The sequence below is a fragment of the Streptomyces europaeiscabiei genome (assembly GCF_001550375.1).
In the GTDB taxonomy this organism is placed as follows: Bacteria; Actinomycetota; Actinomycetes; order Streptomycetales; family Streptomycetaceae; genus Streptomyces; species Streptomyces europaeiscabiei.
In genome coordinates this window covers 34,988-50,593 of the sequence record NZ_LRTR01000532.1, presented here as the reverse complement: position 1 = coordinate 50,593, position 15,606 = coordinate 34,988, and the positions used below count along the sequence as shown (strand labels likewise).

12 protein-coding genes are annotated in these 15,606 nt (G+C 68.8%); 2 read left to right on the top strand and 10 right to left on the bottom strand.

The window, feature by feature from the left end; genetic code table 11:
* Nucleotides 1-67: 67 nt before the first annotated feature.
* The 6 genes from AWZ10_RS26375 to AWZ10_RS26355 all read right to left on the bottom strand — a co-directional run bounded on the left by AWZ10_RS26375 (nt 68) and on the right by AWZ10_RS26355 (nt 6,318).
* Nucleotides 68-1,408, bottom strand: a complete 1,341-nt coding sequence (locus tag AWZ10_RS26375) for an NAD(P)/FAD-dependent oxidoreductase (protein WP_060892163.1) — start codon at nt 1,406-1,408, stop codon at nt 68-70.
* Nucleotides 1,409-1,414: 6 nt separating this feature from the next.
* Nucleotides 1,415-2,254 (bottom strand): SDR family oxidoreductase, encoded by an 840-nt coding sequence (locus AWZ10_RS26370; RefSeq protein ID WP_046703420.1) that lies wholly within the window; start codon nt 2,252-2,254, stop codon nt 1,415-1,417.
* A 294-nt stretch (nt 2,255-2,548) separates the two neighbouring features.
* Nucleotides 2,549-2,824 (bottom strand): hypothetical protein, encoded by a 276-nt coding sequence (locus tag AWZ10_RS51600; RefSeq protein ID WP_159058339.1) that lies wholly within the window; start codon nt 2,822-2,824, stop codon nt 2,549-2,551.
* Between the two features lie 355 nt (nt 2,825-3,179).
* On the bottom strand, nt 3,180-3,329 hold the full coding sequence (locus AWZ10_RS51595; protein WP_159058338.1) for a hypothetical protein: 150 nt from the start codon (nt 3,327-3,329) through the stop codon (nt 3,180-3,182).
* Nucleotides 3,330-3,473: 144 nt separating this feature from the next.
* The gene (locus tag AWZ10_RS26360; RefSeq protein WP_060892161.1) at nt 3,474-4,856 is read right to left on the bottom strand and encodes an RICIN domain-containing protein; all 1,383 of its coding nucleotides are present in this window, start codon (nt 4,854-4,856) and stop codon (nt 3,474-3,476) included.
* Between the two features lie 31 nt (nt 4,857-4,887).
* Complete coding sequence (locus AWZ10_RS26355; RefSeq protein ID WP_046703423.1) at nt 4,888-6,318, bottom strand: endo-1,4-beta-xylanase; 1,431 nt, start codon at nt 6,316-6,318, stop codon at nt 4,888-4,890.
* Between the two features lie 901 nt (nt 6,319-7,219).
* On the opposite strand from AWZ10_RS26355, the gene AWZ10_RS26350 reads away from it, so the two are divergent.
* Nucleotides 7,220-8,698, top strand: a complete 1,479-nt coding sequence (locus AWZ10_RS26350; RefSeq protein ID WP_046703424.1) for a non-reducing end alpha-L-arabinofuranosidase family hydrolase — start codon at nt 7,220-7,222, stop codon at nt 8,696-8,698.
* A 498-nt stretch (nt 8,699-9,196) separates the two neighbouring features.
* Here the strand turns inward: AWZ10_RS26350 and AWZ10_RS26345 are convergent, their stop codons facing one another.
* The 3 genes from AWZ10_RS26345 to AWZ10_RS26335 form a co-directional block, all read right to left on the bottom strand.
* On the bottom strand, nt 9,197-9,589 hold the full coding sequence (locus AWZ10_RS26345) for a VOC family protein (RefSeq protein WP_046703425.1): 393 nt from the start codon (nt 9,587-9,589) through the stop codon (nt 9,197-9,199).
* A 697-nt stretch (nt 9,590-10,286) separates the two neighbouring features.
* Nucleotides 10,287-11,717: a Re/Si-specific NAD(P)(+) transhydrogenase subunit beta gene (pntB, locus tag AWZ10_RS26340; protein WP_060892160.1), complete on the bottom strand. Its 1,431-nt coding sequence runs from the start codon at nt 11,715-11,717 to the stop codon at nt 10,287-10,289.
* Between the two features lie 6 nt (nt 11,718-11,723).
* Nucleotides 11,724-13,283 (bottom strand): Re/Si-specific NAD(P)(+) transhydrogenase subunit alpha, encoded by a 1,560-nt coding sequence (locus AWZ10_RS26335; protein WP_046703427.1) that lies wholly within the window; start codon nt 13,281-13,283, stop codon nt 11,724-11,726.
* Nucleotides 13,284-13,815: 532 nt separating this feature from the next.
* Here AWZ10_RS26335 and AWZ10_RS51590 point away from each other — a divergent pair.
* On the top strand, nt 13,816-14,058 hold the full coding sequence (locus AWZ10_RS51590) for a hypothetical protein (RefSeq protein WP_046703428.1): 243 nt from the start codon (nt 13,816-13,818) through the stop codon (nt 14,056-14,058).
* A 46-nt stretch (nt 14,059-14,104) separates the two neighbouring features.
* Here the strand turns inward: AWZ10_RS51590 and AWZ10_RS26330 are convergent, their stop codons facing one another.
* Nucleotides 14,105-14,608 carry a hypothetical protein gene (locus tag AWZ10_RS26330; RefSeq protein ID WP_060892159.1) on the bottom strand — a complete coding sequence of 168 codons (504 nt, stop codon included), beginning with the start codon at nt 14,606-14,608 and terminating at the stop codon, nt 14,105-14,107.
* Nucleotides 14,609-15,606 lie beyond the last annotated feature (998 nt).

Below are 15,606 nucleotides of genomic sequence, written 5' to 3'. Positions count from 1 at the left end.
GAGGAGGCGGGGCTGAGGAAGGACGGGTTATGGAGGGACGACCCGGAGAGGCCGGCCGAGGACCGCGTCAGGAATCCGGCGGGGGCGCCTTCGACTCGGGCGGCCCGGCGGCTGGAGCGTCGGTGTCGGGCATGGTGAAGGCACGCTCGCGGCGCGATCCGGTGGCGAAGGCGCCGGACCAGCTGAGCACCGCTCCCAGCCTGTTGCGGAAGCCGGTGAGGAAGGCCAGGTGGATGAAGAGCCAGACGAGCCAGCCGATGAAGCCCGACAGATGCAGCGGACCGGCCTTGACGACGGCCCGGCCACGGGCGATGTAGGCGGCGCTGCCGAGATCCACGTACCTGAAGGGCTTCGGCTGTTTCGTCCTGCCTTCGACGGTGTGGCGCACCGTCCGGCCCGCGTAGGCGCCCGACTGTATGGCGACCTCGGCCAGGCCCGGCAGCCGGTTCAGGCTCATCACGTCGCCCGTGACGCGGATCTCCGGATGGCCGGGGACGGTGAGGTCGGGTTCGACGAGGATACGTCCGGCCCGGTCCTGTTCGGCACCGGTCGCCCGGGCCAGCGCGGCCGCGATCGGCGGCGCCTCGACGCCCGCCGTCCACAGCACGGTGCGCGCGTCGAACCGGGTCGTCCCGCCGCCACGGTCGCGTACCGTCAGGCCGTGCGCGTCGATGTCGGTGACCACCGTGCCCAGGTGGAGCTCCACGCCGAGGTGCTGCAGGGTTCGGGCCGCACGGTGGGCCAGCGGAGGGCCGAACGCGCCCAGCACCGCGTCGGACCCCTCGAACAGCAGCACCCGGGCCTTGGCCGAATCAATGCTCTGGAACTCCCGGTCGAGCGTGTGGCCGGCGATCTCCCGGATCTGTCCCGCGAGTTCGACACCGGTCGGGCCGCCGCCGACGAGCGCGAAGGTCAGCCACTGTTGCCGTTCGCCGTCGTCCGCGGCCGTTTCGGCCATCTCGAACGCCCGGTAGATCCGTCGGCGGACGTCCAGCGCGTCGTCCAGGGTCTTCATTCCCGGGGCGTGTGCGGCGAACTCGTTGTGCCCGAAGTAGGACTGGCGCATGCCCACTGCGACGATCAGATCGTCATAGGGCAGCGCGAGGGCTCCGCCCTCGGGTCGCCGTGCGTGGACCAGCCGGGCGCCGGCATCCACGTCGGTGGCTTCGGCCAGCACGCAGCGCACGTTGTGGTGGCGCCGCAGTACCCCGCGCATCGGTCGGGCGATCTGTCCCTCGGACAGGATTCCGGAGGCGCACTGGTACAGCAGCGGCTGGAAGAGGTGGTGGGCGCGGCGGTCGACCAGGGTCACCGCGACCGGTGACTTCCGGAGGGCACGGGCGGCGAACAGTCCGGCGAACCCCCCTCCGAGGATCACCACCCGGCGGGGCGTGACGTGATCCTGCATCGGGGATCAGCCTCCGGTGGCGAAGCCGGGGAAGAGCGTCATTCCGCCGTCGACGTAGAGGGTGGCGCCGACGACGTAGTCGAGCAGGTCGGACGCCATGGCGACGACCGCGTTGGCGATGTCGTCCGGGTCGCCCACGCGGCGGTACGGGATCAGGCGCAGCAGCTCGGCCTCGGCCTCGGGGGTGGACCAGGCGTCGCGGTTGATCGGCGTGCGGATGGCGCCGGGCGCGACCGCGTTGACCCTGATCCGCTTAGGGGCCAGTTCCTGGGCGAGGGTCTGCATCAGCATGCCCACACCGCCCTTGGAGGAGGCGTAGTTCACGTGCCCCGCCCACGGGACGATCTGGTGGACCGAACTCATACAGATGATCTTTCCGGCCGACCGGGAGACCTCCTCCACCACGCCGCGCCGGATGAACTCCTTGGCGGCCTCCCGCGCGCACAGGAACTGGCCGGTCAGGTTGACGTCGATGACCTTCTGCCACTGGGCGAGCGTCATCTCCGTCAGGGCCGCGTCCCGCTGGAGGCCCGCGTTGGCCACCATGATGTCGATGGTGCCGAACTCCTCGACCATCCGCGCGACCATGGCGGTCACCTGGTCCTCGTCGGACACGTCGGCCTCGTGGGCGTAGGCGCGGACCCCGAAGCCCTCGATCTCCTTCACGACGTTCTCCGCCTCGTGCGCGCCGACGACGTAGTTCACCACGACGTCCGCTCCGGCCCTGCCCAGGGCCACGGCGGTCGCCAGGCCGATGCCCGAGTTGGCACCGGTCACCAGCGCCTTCTGGCCCCTGAGAAGCTGCGCGGATGTCGTCCCGCGGTTCTCGACTCTTCCTGCAACCACGATCTCTCCTCGGGCGATTCGGACGGCACGCCCTCAGGAATCGGGCGACGCTCATGAGGTGGGCCGGGACTGAGGCCGGCCCGCCAGGACAGACACAGGAGCCGTCGCATACCCGGGCTCCCGACGAAAGCACCCTGCGCCCCGGGCTGGACCGACCGGCACGCTGTGCCGCCGATTTCGGCGCGGCACGTCACGCAGTCGGGCTACGGGCGCCGGCGTTCCCGCTGTTCATCAATCACGGCGGCGATCGGTGTCCTGGCAGCTGCTGGACGCGGTTTCCTCACTGTCCGATCTTCAGCGGGCTGGAGGTGAAGACCTGCTGGTCGAGGAGCGTGAAGCGTTCACTGGTTTTGAGCATGCGCCGGAGGTTGTCGGGCCGGCGGCTGCCAACAGTTCGTCGAAGAACAGGTGGGAGTGGACGTCGAGCACGGGCTCAGACTTCCTTTCCGTGGGAGCCGCCGGGTGCAGGCTGAGGTTGGGGCCGAGGGGGGCGAATGCGTGCCCCCACAGCTCGCCGGGCCTGCCCTCGGCGCTGTCGACGTACTGCGCCGGCCAGGTGGCGTCGTTCATCTGCACCCCCTTCCCCGGCGTGTGACAGGGCGCGCAGCATGGCTGAAGGGCCGGTCTCCGATCAGGACGTCGGTACCGGAGACCACCCGTGGTTTCGGCGGGCCCGGGTGGCTTCTTCTGTCCCGGCGAACGGCTCCACAGTGCCGTACGACGCCCACCGGACAGGCCTTCTTGGCGTGCAACCGTCACTATCGGCGCCGCCGAGGTCGGGGGGCGAACGTGAAGACGTCGAAGGCGGGGTCGGGGCGCCGTGGCGCGCCGTCCTGGTTCGGTGCTGCTGCCGAGTGCGGGGCGGTCGGTCGGGGCTGTCCACGAAGCGCACACCCCCGACCACGGCAGCCCTTCGCGGTCGTCCTTACGCGGCCATTGCCATCTTCTTCGCGCGCTCCTTGAGATCACCGCCGCCGTCGCCCTCGTTCAGCAAACCCGCGGCCGTGGCGGCCTGCGAGGCCGTGAACCGGGCGGACGAGACCTCCCGCCGCGAGGGCGTGTCCTCGAACACCACGTCTCTCAGGGCATGTTCACCAGCCGTGCCCAGAACGAGGGCGTGGGCGCTCTCCTGGAATAACCTCTCCGTCCTCCGATCCGGGACGGACGTCGACCGAGTGGAGCCAGGACCACCCTGGCTCCACTCAGAGGTGCGGGCGTGTCACTGGAACTGTGCGAAGAACCTCCAGATCTCTGCCTTGGTCCAGGTGGTGACGCCGCTTTCGCCGGAGGAGCCGTCGACCGGACCGGGTATGTGGCCTCCGTCGAACGCGGCCCACTGGACCGGGTATCCGGCACGGCAGCCCGAGTAGGTGGTGGTGATGTGTGTCCGGCTGCCCGGTCCGGGCTCGCGCGGGTTTTGGGCGGTGCAGCCGTTGTTGGCGACGAACTTGTCGCGCAGGGAACGTCCTTGCGCGATGCCGAGGACGTTGTCGCTGATGCCGTGGATTCCGAAGTAGGCGATGGGCTGGGAGCCGCCGCTGCACCCGCTGATCTGGGCGCCGGACATGACCGCGACGGCCCTGAAGACGTTCGCCCGGCTGCATGCGAGTGCGTAGCTCATACCGCCGCCCCAGCTGAATCCCGTGGCGAAGCGCTGTGCCGGGTTGACACAGAGGCCGCCCTCGATGCGCCGGATCATGTCGTCGACGAAGGTGATGTCCTCACCGCCCGAATTGGCCCAGCCGTTGCCGAGGCCCTGGGGGGCGACGAGGATCGCGCTGTTGTTCGACTGTTCCTGTTGGCCGTAATAGGACCAGGCGTTCCCGCTCGTGCCGCCCGAGGCGACGTCGCCGGCGGTTCCGCCCCGCCAGTGGAACGCGAAGATCAGCCGGTAGGGGCGGCTGTTGTCGTAGTTGGCGGGAACCCTGAGGATGAAGCTGCGGCTCTTGCCGCCGCTCTGAATCGTGTGCGTACCGCTCGCCAGCGTCGGGGCGCTGCCGCATCCGCCGCCACCACCGCCGCCACCACCGGACGACAGCTTGATCATCTGCCATTGCTGGTTGGCGCCGCCCCAGTCGGAGTATTGGACGACGGTGCCGCCGTCGGCGGTGGAGGCGCCCTGCACCTCCACCGCCTTGCTGCTGGTGCGGTTGATCAGCCGGACGTGGCCCGCGTCGGAGTCGGCCAGGCGGAACTGCTGGTTGGCCCCGTTGCCGTCGGCCCACTGCTGGATCGCGGCACCGTCTGCGGTCGAGGCGCCGGCCACGTCGAGAACCTTGCCCGAATGCCGGGCCTTGAGGCGGTAGAAGCCGCCGCCGGAGTCCACGAACTGCCACTGCTGGTTGGCTCCGTCGTTGCGCGTCCACTGGTTGACCCGCGCGCCGTCGGCGGTGGACGTGCCAGAGACGTCCAGTGCCTTGCCGCTGTTGCGATTGACCAGGGCATACCAGGCATTGGTGTCCACCGTCGCCGCCTCGGCGGGCGCCGGATTCACCGCGGTGAGCATGCCGATCGCGAGGGTAGCCGCCACCACGGCGGCGACCCGGGACCACCAGCGGTGTCTGCGTGGAGGGGCGGGGGAAGCCGCACGGTAGGTCTTCATCGATTCACCCTTCCGTTCGTGGCAGGTCCCATCAGGTGCGGGTCCAGCGTTGGTTGCTGCTGTTCGAGCAGGAGGAGAGCTGGATCAGGGTGCCGTTGGCGGTGCCGCCTGCGACGGTGTCGAGGCACAGGCTGGACTGGACGCCGGCGATGGATCCGTCGGAGTTGAGGCGCCATTTCTGGTTGTCGCCGCCCCAGCAGCTGTAGATCTGGACTTTGGTGCCGTTGCCGGTGCCGGCGGCGTCCAGGCACTTGTTGCCGTAGACCCTGAGTTCACCGGCGGCGGTGTACGTCCACTGCTGGTTGGTGCCGTTGTGACAGTCCCACAGGTGGAGCTGGGTGCCGTCGGTGGTACTGGTGCCGGGCACGTCCAGGCAGCGGCCCGAACCGACGCTCTTGATCGGTCCGGAACCCGGAGGGGGCGTGGTGGAGCCGCCGTTGAGTGCGTTGAGGACGGCGGTGTAGGCGGGCTTCTTGCTGCCGTTGCCGTTGAACAGCAGCGGCGTGTCCCCCGGTCGCCAGGAGTCGGTGTCGCGCACACCCCAGACGGTGATGCCGAGGCAGCGCGGGACGGCCAGGCAGTCGTTGGTCACGTTGGCGTAGGTCGTGGCCGAGGCGCCCTGGATGTCGAGTTCGGTGATGGCCACGTCGACGCCGAGAGCGGCGAAGTTCTGCAGGGTGGTGCGGAAGTTGCTGTTGTAGGGACTGCCGCTGTTGAAGTGCGACTGGAAGCCGACGCAGTCGATCGGTACGCCGCGCTGCTTGAAGTCTCGGACCATGCGGTACATGGCCTGGGTCTTGGCCCAGGTCCAGTCCTCGACGTTGTAGTCGTTGTAGCAGAGCTTGGCGGCCGGGTCGGCGGCGCGCGCGGTGCGGAAGGCGACCTCGATCCAGTCGTCGCCGCTGCGTTGCAGGTTGGAGTCGCGCCGGGCTCCCGAACTGCCGTCGGCGAAGGCCTCGTTCACGACGTCCCACTGGACGATCTTGCCCTTGTAGTGGGCCATCACGCCGTTGATGTGGCCGATCATCGCCTGGCGCAGGTTGCTGCCGCTGAGGCTCTGCATCCAGCCGGGCTGCTGGGAGTGCCAGGCCAGGGTGTGGCCACGCACCTGCTTGCCGTTCTGCACCGCCCAGTTGTAGACGCGGTCACCGGCGGCGAAGTTGAACTGGCCCCGCTGCGGTTCGGTGGCGTCGATCTTCATCTCGTTCTCGGCCGTCACCATGTTGAACTCACGGCCCGCGATCGTCGTGTACGCCGAGTCGCCCAGCCTGCCCGAGGCGATGGCGGTGCCGAAGTAGCGGCCGCTCTGCGCCGCCGCGGCGCCGAGCGTGTTCTCGGCGGCGTGTGCGGTCGGCGGCGCGACCAGTGTGGCGACCGCACCGAGGACGCCGACGAGCAGCGCCAACAGCAGGCCCCGGATCTTCCGGCGGACAACGGGTCTGGGAAGGGCATACGAGCCCATGAGTGTGCCTCCAAGGTAGAAATCACGGAAGGACTGAAGCGCAGGGGAATGCGTCGTCCGATCCCACTCGGCGGACGGACGGGGCGGGCCGGAAACCGGGCAGCACGGAATCACCGGACACGTCGGTCATGGGACCTGGACGATCTCGACCCGCACGGACGGCACCCGGTCGGCGGTCGGGTGACGTACGGCGGGGCGACGGCGGTGTTGCGACACAGGCATGGGGGTACTCCATCGCGGCTCAGCCGGGGGACCGCCACGCAGCGTCGAGTACCCCTCCAACTGCGCGAAGAGCCAGGATGCGCTGGTGCGAACCTCATCGGAACGAGACGGGTGGCGCAGGTGCTTTGGTGCGCAGATCTGTCGTTCGGCTGTGCGTGGATCTGTCGTGCAGCACAGATTGCCCCGGGCCGACGCGGTTCGACATCTCGAACTATGGCCGGGTTCTCAGAGTGGGATGATTGAGGAATTGACGATGGATCGTCAATACTCCCCGCAGAAGAAGTTTCGGTTCCTCGTCCGAAACTTTCCGGATTGCCGGCGAGCTGGACGGCGAACCCCGGCGCCGCCTTCGGCGGATGCCGTAGGACCGGGGCCGGAACAAGCGTGCGGACGCCGCTTGCTCGACTTCCCCTCTCCGTGGACGCCTTGGACTGGCGAGCCGTATCGCGATACCGGCGTGCTTCCGGTCGGCGTGACAGCTCGTCAAGCCCAAAGAGGAGGCGCTCTTTGTGGACAGATCTGTGACAGGCCTTGACCGGAGGGCACCACATTCCTAGCTTGTGGCATCGAAGCATCCGGGAATTTCTTCGAACGTTTCGAGATTGTCCCCGCCCCCGGCACGTCCGCTCCGCGGTTCATCGGGGTCACCTCACCCCAGCCCTCCAAAGGAGGCCCTCTGATGTGGTTTCGGCACCCGCCCCCGGTCCGCTTTAGACGCATACTCGCCGTCCTTGCGCCCTTGCTGCTCGTGGCCACCTTCCTCGGTGCCCAGCCCGCCAGCGCGGCGACCGTAGACCCCAACGCCTCGTATGTGCTGGTCAACCGCAACAGCGGCAAGGCCCTGGATGTCTACAACCTGGCGACCAACGACGGCGCCCGCATCACCCAGTGGACCAGGAACGATCAGAACCAGCAGCAGTGGCAGTTCGTTGATTCCGGGGGCGGCTACTACCGCATCAAGTCCCGCCACTCGGGCAAGGTGCTGAACGTCCTCAACGAGTCCACCGCCAACGGCGGCGCGATCGTCCAGTGGACCGACCTGAACAGCACCAACCAGCAGTGGCGGCTGGCCGACAGCTCGGACGGCTACGTGAGGTTCATCGCGCGCCACAGCAACAAGGCCCTCGAAGTACAAGGCGCGTCCACCGCCGACAGCGCGAACATCGTCCAGTACGACGACTGGGGTGGCAGCAACCAGCAGTGGCAGCTCGTCAAGGTCGGCGGCGGCAACCCCGGCACGTGCGATCTTCCGGCGACATACCGCTGGACATCGACGGGCGCGCTGGCGCAGCCCAAGGCTGGGTGGGCCTCGCTCAAGGACTTCACCGTCGTCCCCTACAACGGCAGGCATCTCGTCTATGCGACGACACACGGCGCCGCGGGAACGGGAGCGGGCTGGGGTTCGATGAACTTCGGCCTGTTCAGCAACTGGCCGGAGATGGCCTCGGCCGGCCAGAACGCGATGTCGAACTCCGCCGTGGCGCCCACGCTCTTCTACTTCGCGCCGAAGAGCATCTGGGTGCTCGCCTACCAGTGGGGAGGTGGGAGCGCCTTCTCCTACCGGACGTCGAGCGACCCCTCCAACCCCAATGGCTGGTCCGCACAGCAGGTGCTCTTCTCCGGAAGCATCACCGGCTCCGGCACCGGCCCCATCGACCAGACGCTCATCGCTGACGGCCAGAACATGTACCTGTTCTTCGCCGGTGACAACGGCAAGATCTACCGGGCCAGCATGCCGATCGGGAACTTCCCGAGCAGTTTCGGCTCGAACTACACAACGATCATGAGCGACACAGCGGACAACCTGTTCGAAGCCCCGCAGGTCTACAAGCTCCAGGGCCAGAACCGCTACCTCATGATCGTCGAGGCGAGAGGCTCGCAGGGCCGCTACTTCCGCTCATTCACGGCCACCAGCCTGAACGGCTCATGGACACCCCAGGCCGCGACCGAGAGCAACGCCTTCGCCGGCAAGGCCAACAGCGGCGCCACCTGGACCAACGACATCAGCCATGGCGAACTGATCCGCACCAGCGCCGATCAGACCTTCACCGTCGATCCCTGCAACCTGCAGTTCCTCTACCAAGGACGCAACCCCAACTCCGGCGGCGAGTACGGCCACTGGCCCTACCGGCCGGGTCTGCTGACACGGCAGCGCTGACGGCGTGACACGAGTCCGGTTCCGGTAGGGAGCCGGCGTGGCGGGCTCGGCGGAAGGCCGAGCCCGCCAGGGTCACGCGACCACGTCAGCGCTCGTACGGCGACGGAGCGCGGGTCGTGGGCGGCGATGGCTCGTACACACGGCGATGGCCGCGGTTGGAGGCGATGCGCATGGCGCGCTCGGGCCGGCCCATGCACCGCGCGGAGTTGCACCTGCCGCTGAGCCACAAGTGGGCGGTCTGGGACCACACCGACACCACGGTGAAGCTCACCCAAGGAAAGCCCGCCCTGACGCCGGCCGCGAGATCAACGGTACAGCCAGGGTGCAGCCTCCAGTCCGAAGCTCGACAGAGACAGAGACAGAGACAGAGACAGAGACAGAGACAGAAACGGAGACGGAGACGGAGACGGAGACGGAGACGTGGCCTGGGACGCGGTGGGCGACCCGGAGCTGATCCCGGCCGATGGTCCTCCGGACGCCTCGCCGTCACCTCGTTCGTCACTTCTCCTGGAGCACGGAGAGGACGTTCCCTGCGGGGTCGGTGAACCACGCGATCGCCGCAGGGCCGCCGTCGCCGACCCGGACGATGCCCTTCTCGTCGTGGTCGAATCCGGGATACCGCTCGAGGTTCACGCCGCGCCGATCCAGTTCGTCGACGGCGGACTCGATGTTGCCGACGGGGAAGTTGAGAAGCGTGAACGTCGCGGGAGTGTGCGTCTCCTTCGGGTAGACGAAGACACGCGCGCCGCTGCCAAGTGTGAGGATCAGCATCCGCATGTCTCCCTGTCCGGCCTCCTCCACCTGCAGCCCGAGAGTCTCCCCGTAGAACCTGCGGGCCTCGCCGAGGTCGTCGACCGCGAAACCACTGAACGCCGGTGCCTGTCCGAACATGCCGTGTGTCTCCTTCACGCGTGAGCCGTCCTGAGGACCTCAGGGCACACCAAGCGCGCCCGGGGCGCCGGCACGCCACACGGACAACGCCCGGATGGTCGCGTGCCCTTCACCCACACGAAGCGGTACCCGACCACCGGCGGCCCTCTGATCAGCCTTCAACCTGCTCCGCCGCGAGCCGACCGCACACGGTTCCGGTCCGTCCTTGCGCACACGGGGACGCTCGGTGTCCTGTGGACCTCGGAAGCGGTGTTCCTCGTTCTCTGCTCACCCTGCGACGTCTCGTACGGGGCGGGCCGATGGACCACCGTGTGCGCGGCGATCGTCGGGGGTGTTCCTCATGTTGGTCGCGACGCTATGCGCCTGTTGCGGGTCGGTTCCCGGGCCACGAGGCGATGGATTCCCCACCGGCCGGCGTCCAAGGCGCCGGCCGGCCGATGTTGCGGTGAGGGATGCAGGGCTCTGCGGGGTTCGTTGTCCTGACCGTCTGCACGGTATCGGCGCCGGGTTACGCGCTGGCGTCGCCTGCCGACGACCCGGTGCCGGTTTGGTCGGCGGGACGATGCGCCTGGGCCGGGGCCCGCCGGATCTGCCTGCCGAGCAGGACCACCACGGGCACGGACGACTGAGCAGTGCGGTGTTGCCGATCCGTGTCCCGGACGACGTACCGTCCGGGACACGCGTCGCACCTCGCGGTTCAGCGTGACGTGCCGGCCATCTCCGGGACCGGGGTGTCGAGGGCGTCGAGGCCCCGCAGGATGTCCTCCACCCGCTGCTTGGCGTCGCCGAAGAGCATCAGGGTGTTCTCGCGGAAGAACAGCGGGTTCTGCACGCCCGCGTAGCCGACGGCCATGGACCGCTTGAAGACCACCACGTTCGCGGCCTCCCACACGTGCAGCACGGGCATACCGGCGATGGGGCTGGCCGGGTTGTCGATGGCGGCCGGGTTGACGGTGTCGTTGGCGCCGATGACGAGGACGACCGAGGTGGCGGGGAAGTCGTCGTTGATCTCGTCCATTTCGAGGACGATGTCGTAGGGCACGTTGGCCTCGGCGAGCAGCACGTTCATGTGTCCGGGCAGCCGGCCGGCGACGGGGTGGATGCCGAAGCGCACCTCGACACCCCGCTCACGCAGCTTGCGCGCCAGTTCGGCCACCGGGTACTGGGCCTGGGCCACCGCCATGCCGTAGCCGGGCGTGATGATCACCGAGGAGGCGTCGCGCAGCAGTTGTGCGGTCTCCTCCGCGTTGATCTCCCGGTGTTCGCCCTGCTCACCGTCGTCGGCCGCCGCCGGGGCGCCGAAGCCGCCCGCGATCACCGAGATGAAGGAGCGGTTCATCGCTTTGCACATGATGTACGAGAGGTAGGCGCCGGACGATCCGACGAGCGCGCCGGTGACGATGAGCAGGTTGTTGGCGAGGAGGAAGCCGGAGGCCGCCGCGGCCCAGCCGGAGTAGCTGTTGAGCATGGAGACGACCACCGGCATGTCACCACCGCCGATGGAGGCGACCAGGTGCGCGCCCAGGGCGAGCGCGATCACGGTGACGGCGATGAGCAGGCCCATGCCGGGGCGGGCCACGAAGGCGACAGTGAGCACGACGAAGGCGACGAGGGCGCTCACGTTGAGGACGTGCTTGCCGGGCAGCGTGAGGGGGCGGGAGTCGATGCGTGCCGAGAGCTTCAGGTACGCGACGACGGAGCCGGTGAAGGTGACGGCGCCGATGAACACCCCGATGAACACCTCGGCGTGGTGGATGCCCAGCAGCGAACCGGTGAGATCGGCGTCGACATCGAGGTAGCCGTTCCAGCCGACGAACGCGGCGGCGAGACCGACGAGGCTGTGCATGATGGCGATCAGCTCGGGCATGCCTGTCATCTCGACGACCCGGGCGCGCCACAGTCCGATACCGGCGCCGAGGGCCGTGGCGACGGCGATCAGAACGAGACCGGTGGCCGTGATGCTCCGCGAGGCGAGCCCGACGGTGGCGGCCAGGGCGATGGCCATGCCCGTGATGCCCCAGACGACTCCCGAGCGGGACGTCCGGTGCTGGGAGAGCCCCGCGAGGCTGAGGATGAACAGCAACGCGGCGACGACGTAGGCGGCTTCTGCTGCCGTGACGATGGTCATCCCTGATCAGCCCTTCGAGAACATGCCGAGCATGCGGCGGGTGACGGCGAATCCGCCGAAGATGTTGATGCTCGCCAACAGGATCGCGGCGAACGACAGCACGGTGACGGCGGCGTTCCCGTGCCCGATCTGCAGCAGCGCGCCGACCACGACGATCCCGGAGATGGCGTTGGTGACCGACATCAGCGGGGTGTGCAGCGCGTGGTGCACCTGGCCGATGACGTAGAAGCCTATGACGATCGCCAGCACGAACACCGTGAAGTGGCCGATGAGTTCGCCCGGTGAGAAGGCGGTCACCAGGAACAGGGCGAGCGCTCCGGCGCCGACGAGGACGTAGGCGGACCGGGCCGGGCGTGCGGGCTTCGCCGCCGTCTCGGAGGAGGTCGGCGTCGCGGGTTCCGGGGCCCCGTCCGGGGCCGGCGCGGCGGTCACCTTCACCGGGGGCGGGGGCCAGGTCTTCGCTCCGTCGCGGACCACGGTCATCGAGCGCTGCACGGCGTCGTCGAAGTCGAGGACGAGCCGGCCGTCCTCGCCGGGGGTGAGCAGCTTCATCAGGTTGACGAGGTTGGTGCCGTAGAGCTGTGAGGCCTGGGCGGGGAGCCGGCCGGGCAGGTCGGTGTACCCGATGATCGTCACATCGTTGTCGGTGACGACGGCCTTGCCGGCGACCGTGCCCTCGACGTTGCCGCCCTGGGCGGCCGCCATGTCGACGATGACGCTGCCGGGCTTCATGCGCGCGACGTCCTCGGCGGTGATGAGCCTGGGTGCCGGACGGCCCGGGATGAGCGCGGTGGTGATGATGATGTCGACGTCGGCCGCCTGCTCGGCGTACAGCCGCTCGGCGAGCCGGTCGTAGTCGTCGGAGGTGGCCCTGGCGTAACCGTCGGTGCTGACTTCCTGCGCGGCGGAGACCGTGAGGAACTCGCCGCCCAGGGAGCGGACCTGCTCGGCGACCTCGGGCCGGGGGTCGGTGGCGCGGACCACGGCGCCGAGGCTGCGGGCAGCGCCGATCGCCGCGAGTCCGGCGACCCCGGCGCCGGCCACCAGGACCTTGGCGGGTGGCACCTTTCCTGCGGCGGTCACCTGGCCGGTGAAGAAGCGCCCGAAGGCGTGCGCGGCCTCGACGACGGCCCGGTATCCGGCGATGTTCGCCATCGAGCTGAGGACGTCCAGCGACTGGGCTCGGGAGATGCGGGGCACGGCGTCCATGGCGAGGACGGTGATGGGTCGCCGGGCCAGATCCTCGACCAGGTCCGGGTTGAGTGCCGGGCTGATCAGCGCGACCAGTGTCGCCCCGTCGCGCAGCCGGCCGACCTCCTCGGTGGAGGGGCCGTTCACCTTGAGCACGATCTCCGCCGCCCACGGGTCGCCGAGCCTGGCGCCGGCCTCCTCGTAGGCCGCGTCGGAGAAACGGGACGAGGCCCCCGCCCCCGGTTCGACCACCACGCCGTACCCGAGCGCGACGAGTCTCTTCACGGTGACCGGCGTCGCCGCCACCCTTGTCTCGCCCGCGGTGGACTCGGCCGGGACGCCGATGCTCTGGGGTTCGGGTTCCGCTTGGACCATCCTCTGTCTCTCTTCCCGTGGACGTCGTGGTGCCGGGCCTCACCACCCGGCGCTTGGTGTGCTGGTCCGTTCCTCGGTGCTCATGCCTGGGCGCTCGCCCCTGTGGTTCCGGCTCCCCCTTGTCGACCCACTTGTTGACCCATGCCCCGTGAGTACGAGGTGGATACGGGGCGGGCGCACCCAATCGCTGCTCGGGTAGGCGGGGTTGATGCCGCCGTTGCGACGGGTCGGCGAACTCGGCCGGAAGCGGTGGTGACCGCGAGGCCGAATCCGATGAGGGCGAGGCCCGTGGTCCGTTCGAGCGCGCGGCCGAGGCGTGGCCTGTGGAGGATCGGCCCGGCCTTGGACAGGAGGAGCCCGCAGCCGCCCAGCCGAACGAGGGTGAGGGCGCTGGGGAAGAGGACGAGCAGCGTCATGGCCCAGGCGGTCGGCAGCCCGGGCGGTGCTGGCGCGGGCAGCACCGGTGCAGAAGTCGGCGATCTTCGGGTTGAGGACGTTGCTGACCAGGCCGGTCCGCCGGGGGTTACCGGCGGTGGACTGGCGTCACACCCGCGTCGAGGTCCTCAGGACCGAAGCTCTCACCCCACCGGAACAGGGCCCGAACCGTGCCCTCACCGGCGGCCTCTGGTACAGCCCCTACGACGACCGGCATCTCGACGGCGCCCGCAGCCTGGGCGTCAGCCATCTCGTCCGCTCGCCGAAGTCCTCAACGGCTGCCGAACGAAACGACCACCGTCATCCTCGCCACGTATCGACCGCCGTCGTACCGAGTTGACGCAACGGTCGGTCGACCACGTCGCGGCCGCCGATGCCTCCTGCCGTTACCCGAAGGCGAGCAGGACGTGATAATCCATCAGACCTGCGTAGTTGATCAGCAAGGTGGTCAGGGCTGCGGCGATCCCGGCCGACAGAGGTGGAAGCAGGTACAGGACCGTTCGGTGCAGGGGTCGGGTTCGGGACGGTAGCAGGGGTACGGACGCGGCGAGAAGCAGGACGGACACGGCCAGGACCGCAAGCGGTGTCACCAGGAAACGACGGGCTGTTTCGAGTGGGTCGGTCCAGACTGTCGCCCACCGGATGCAGCTCGCCACAAAGGTGAGAGTGGTGGCCAGTGGCGCCGCTCGCAGGACGTCGGGCACCACGTCGGCTCTTGCTATGAGGATGGCCAGGAGCACGGCCAGGCCGGCTCCGGCCGCTGACCACATGTCGAGCAGTTGGACCGCGGCCTTCTCGTCCGCCTCGATGGGCGATACCGTTCGCAGGCGTACTGTGCAGGTCGCTGCGGCCGCGGCGCCGGCGGAGAGCAGGACGATCAGCGGTGGCATCCGCGACACCGTGGTCCCCCGCCAGACGCCAAGCGAACACGCAGCCCAGCACGGCGGCGACCGCGAGGGGCCCGGTCCATGCCGCCCTCGTCGCGAGGATCAGGTATTCGGACGGTGTGGACAACCACACGTACACCGATGAGGCTGTGCCGATCCAAAACGCGAGTCCGTACAGGGTCGTGGTCGCCAGCATCGGCACCATCCATCCGCCCACGCCCTCGCCACGCCACCACGGCCGGGACAACGACACACAGATCGCAGTCGCCCCGGCGGTCGCCAGGCGAAGAGTGACCAGCACCCACCAGGTGCCGTACGGGCCGCCGGACGTGGCGCCGGTGCGATTGACTCCGATGTACAGCCCGATCGGCACAGCCAACGGGACTGTCAGGTATGCGCCCGCGCGGTGCCACCAGGGTGCCCGCGAGTCCGGGGGCGGCTGGTGCCACCATGCCGGACCGCACGCCACCGCCAACAGCAGATCGGCGAGGGTGGCGTCGATCGCCAGGGTCCAACCAGCTACCGGCGTGTTGGTGAACGCCGGCGTGGTCACCTGATAGGAGGCCGTGAGCACGGTCACCGCGAGGGCTCCGGCGACCGACTCGTCAAGACGGCCGAGTACAGCCGGTGGTGTCCGAGTGGCCAGATGGGTCAGCCGCACAGCACGACGGACCACTCACCAAGATCCGGACCAGGAGCGGACCAACTCGGCTTCGCAGTAGACGAGTCCGGCCTTTTGTCGCAGGTCAGAAGCGAGGTCAGGCGTGTACCACCGCAGAGGAAGAACCTCCTGGTGTCGTGCTCACCGAGAAACTGGGCTTCTTCCAGACGCACAAACGAAGGCGCCTGACCGGGGCTTTTGCCCTCCAGGGGCCTTCCTCTTGGCTGGCCCAGAGCCAAGACCGACTTACGCCGTAACTCCCAGTTCTTCCCACTGCTCTCCCGCTCCTGACCAGTACTTCCGGACCAGTCACGGACCAAACCCCGCCTCGCCCTCCAGA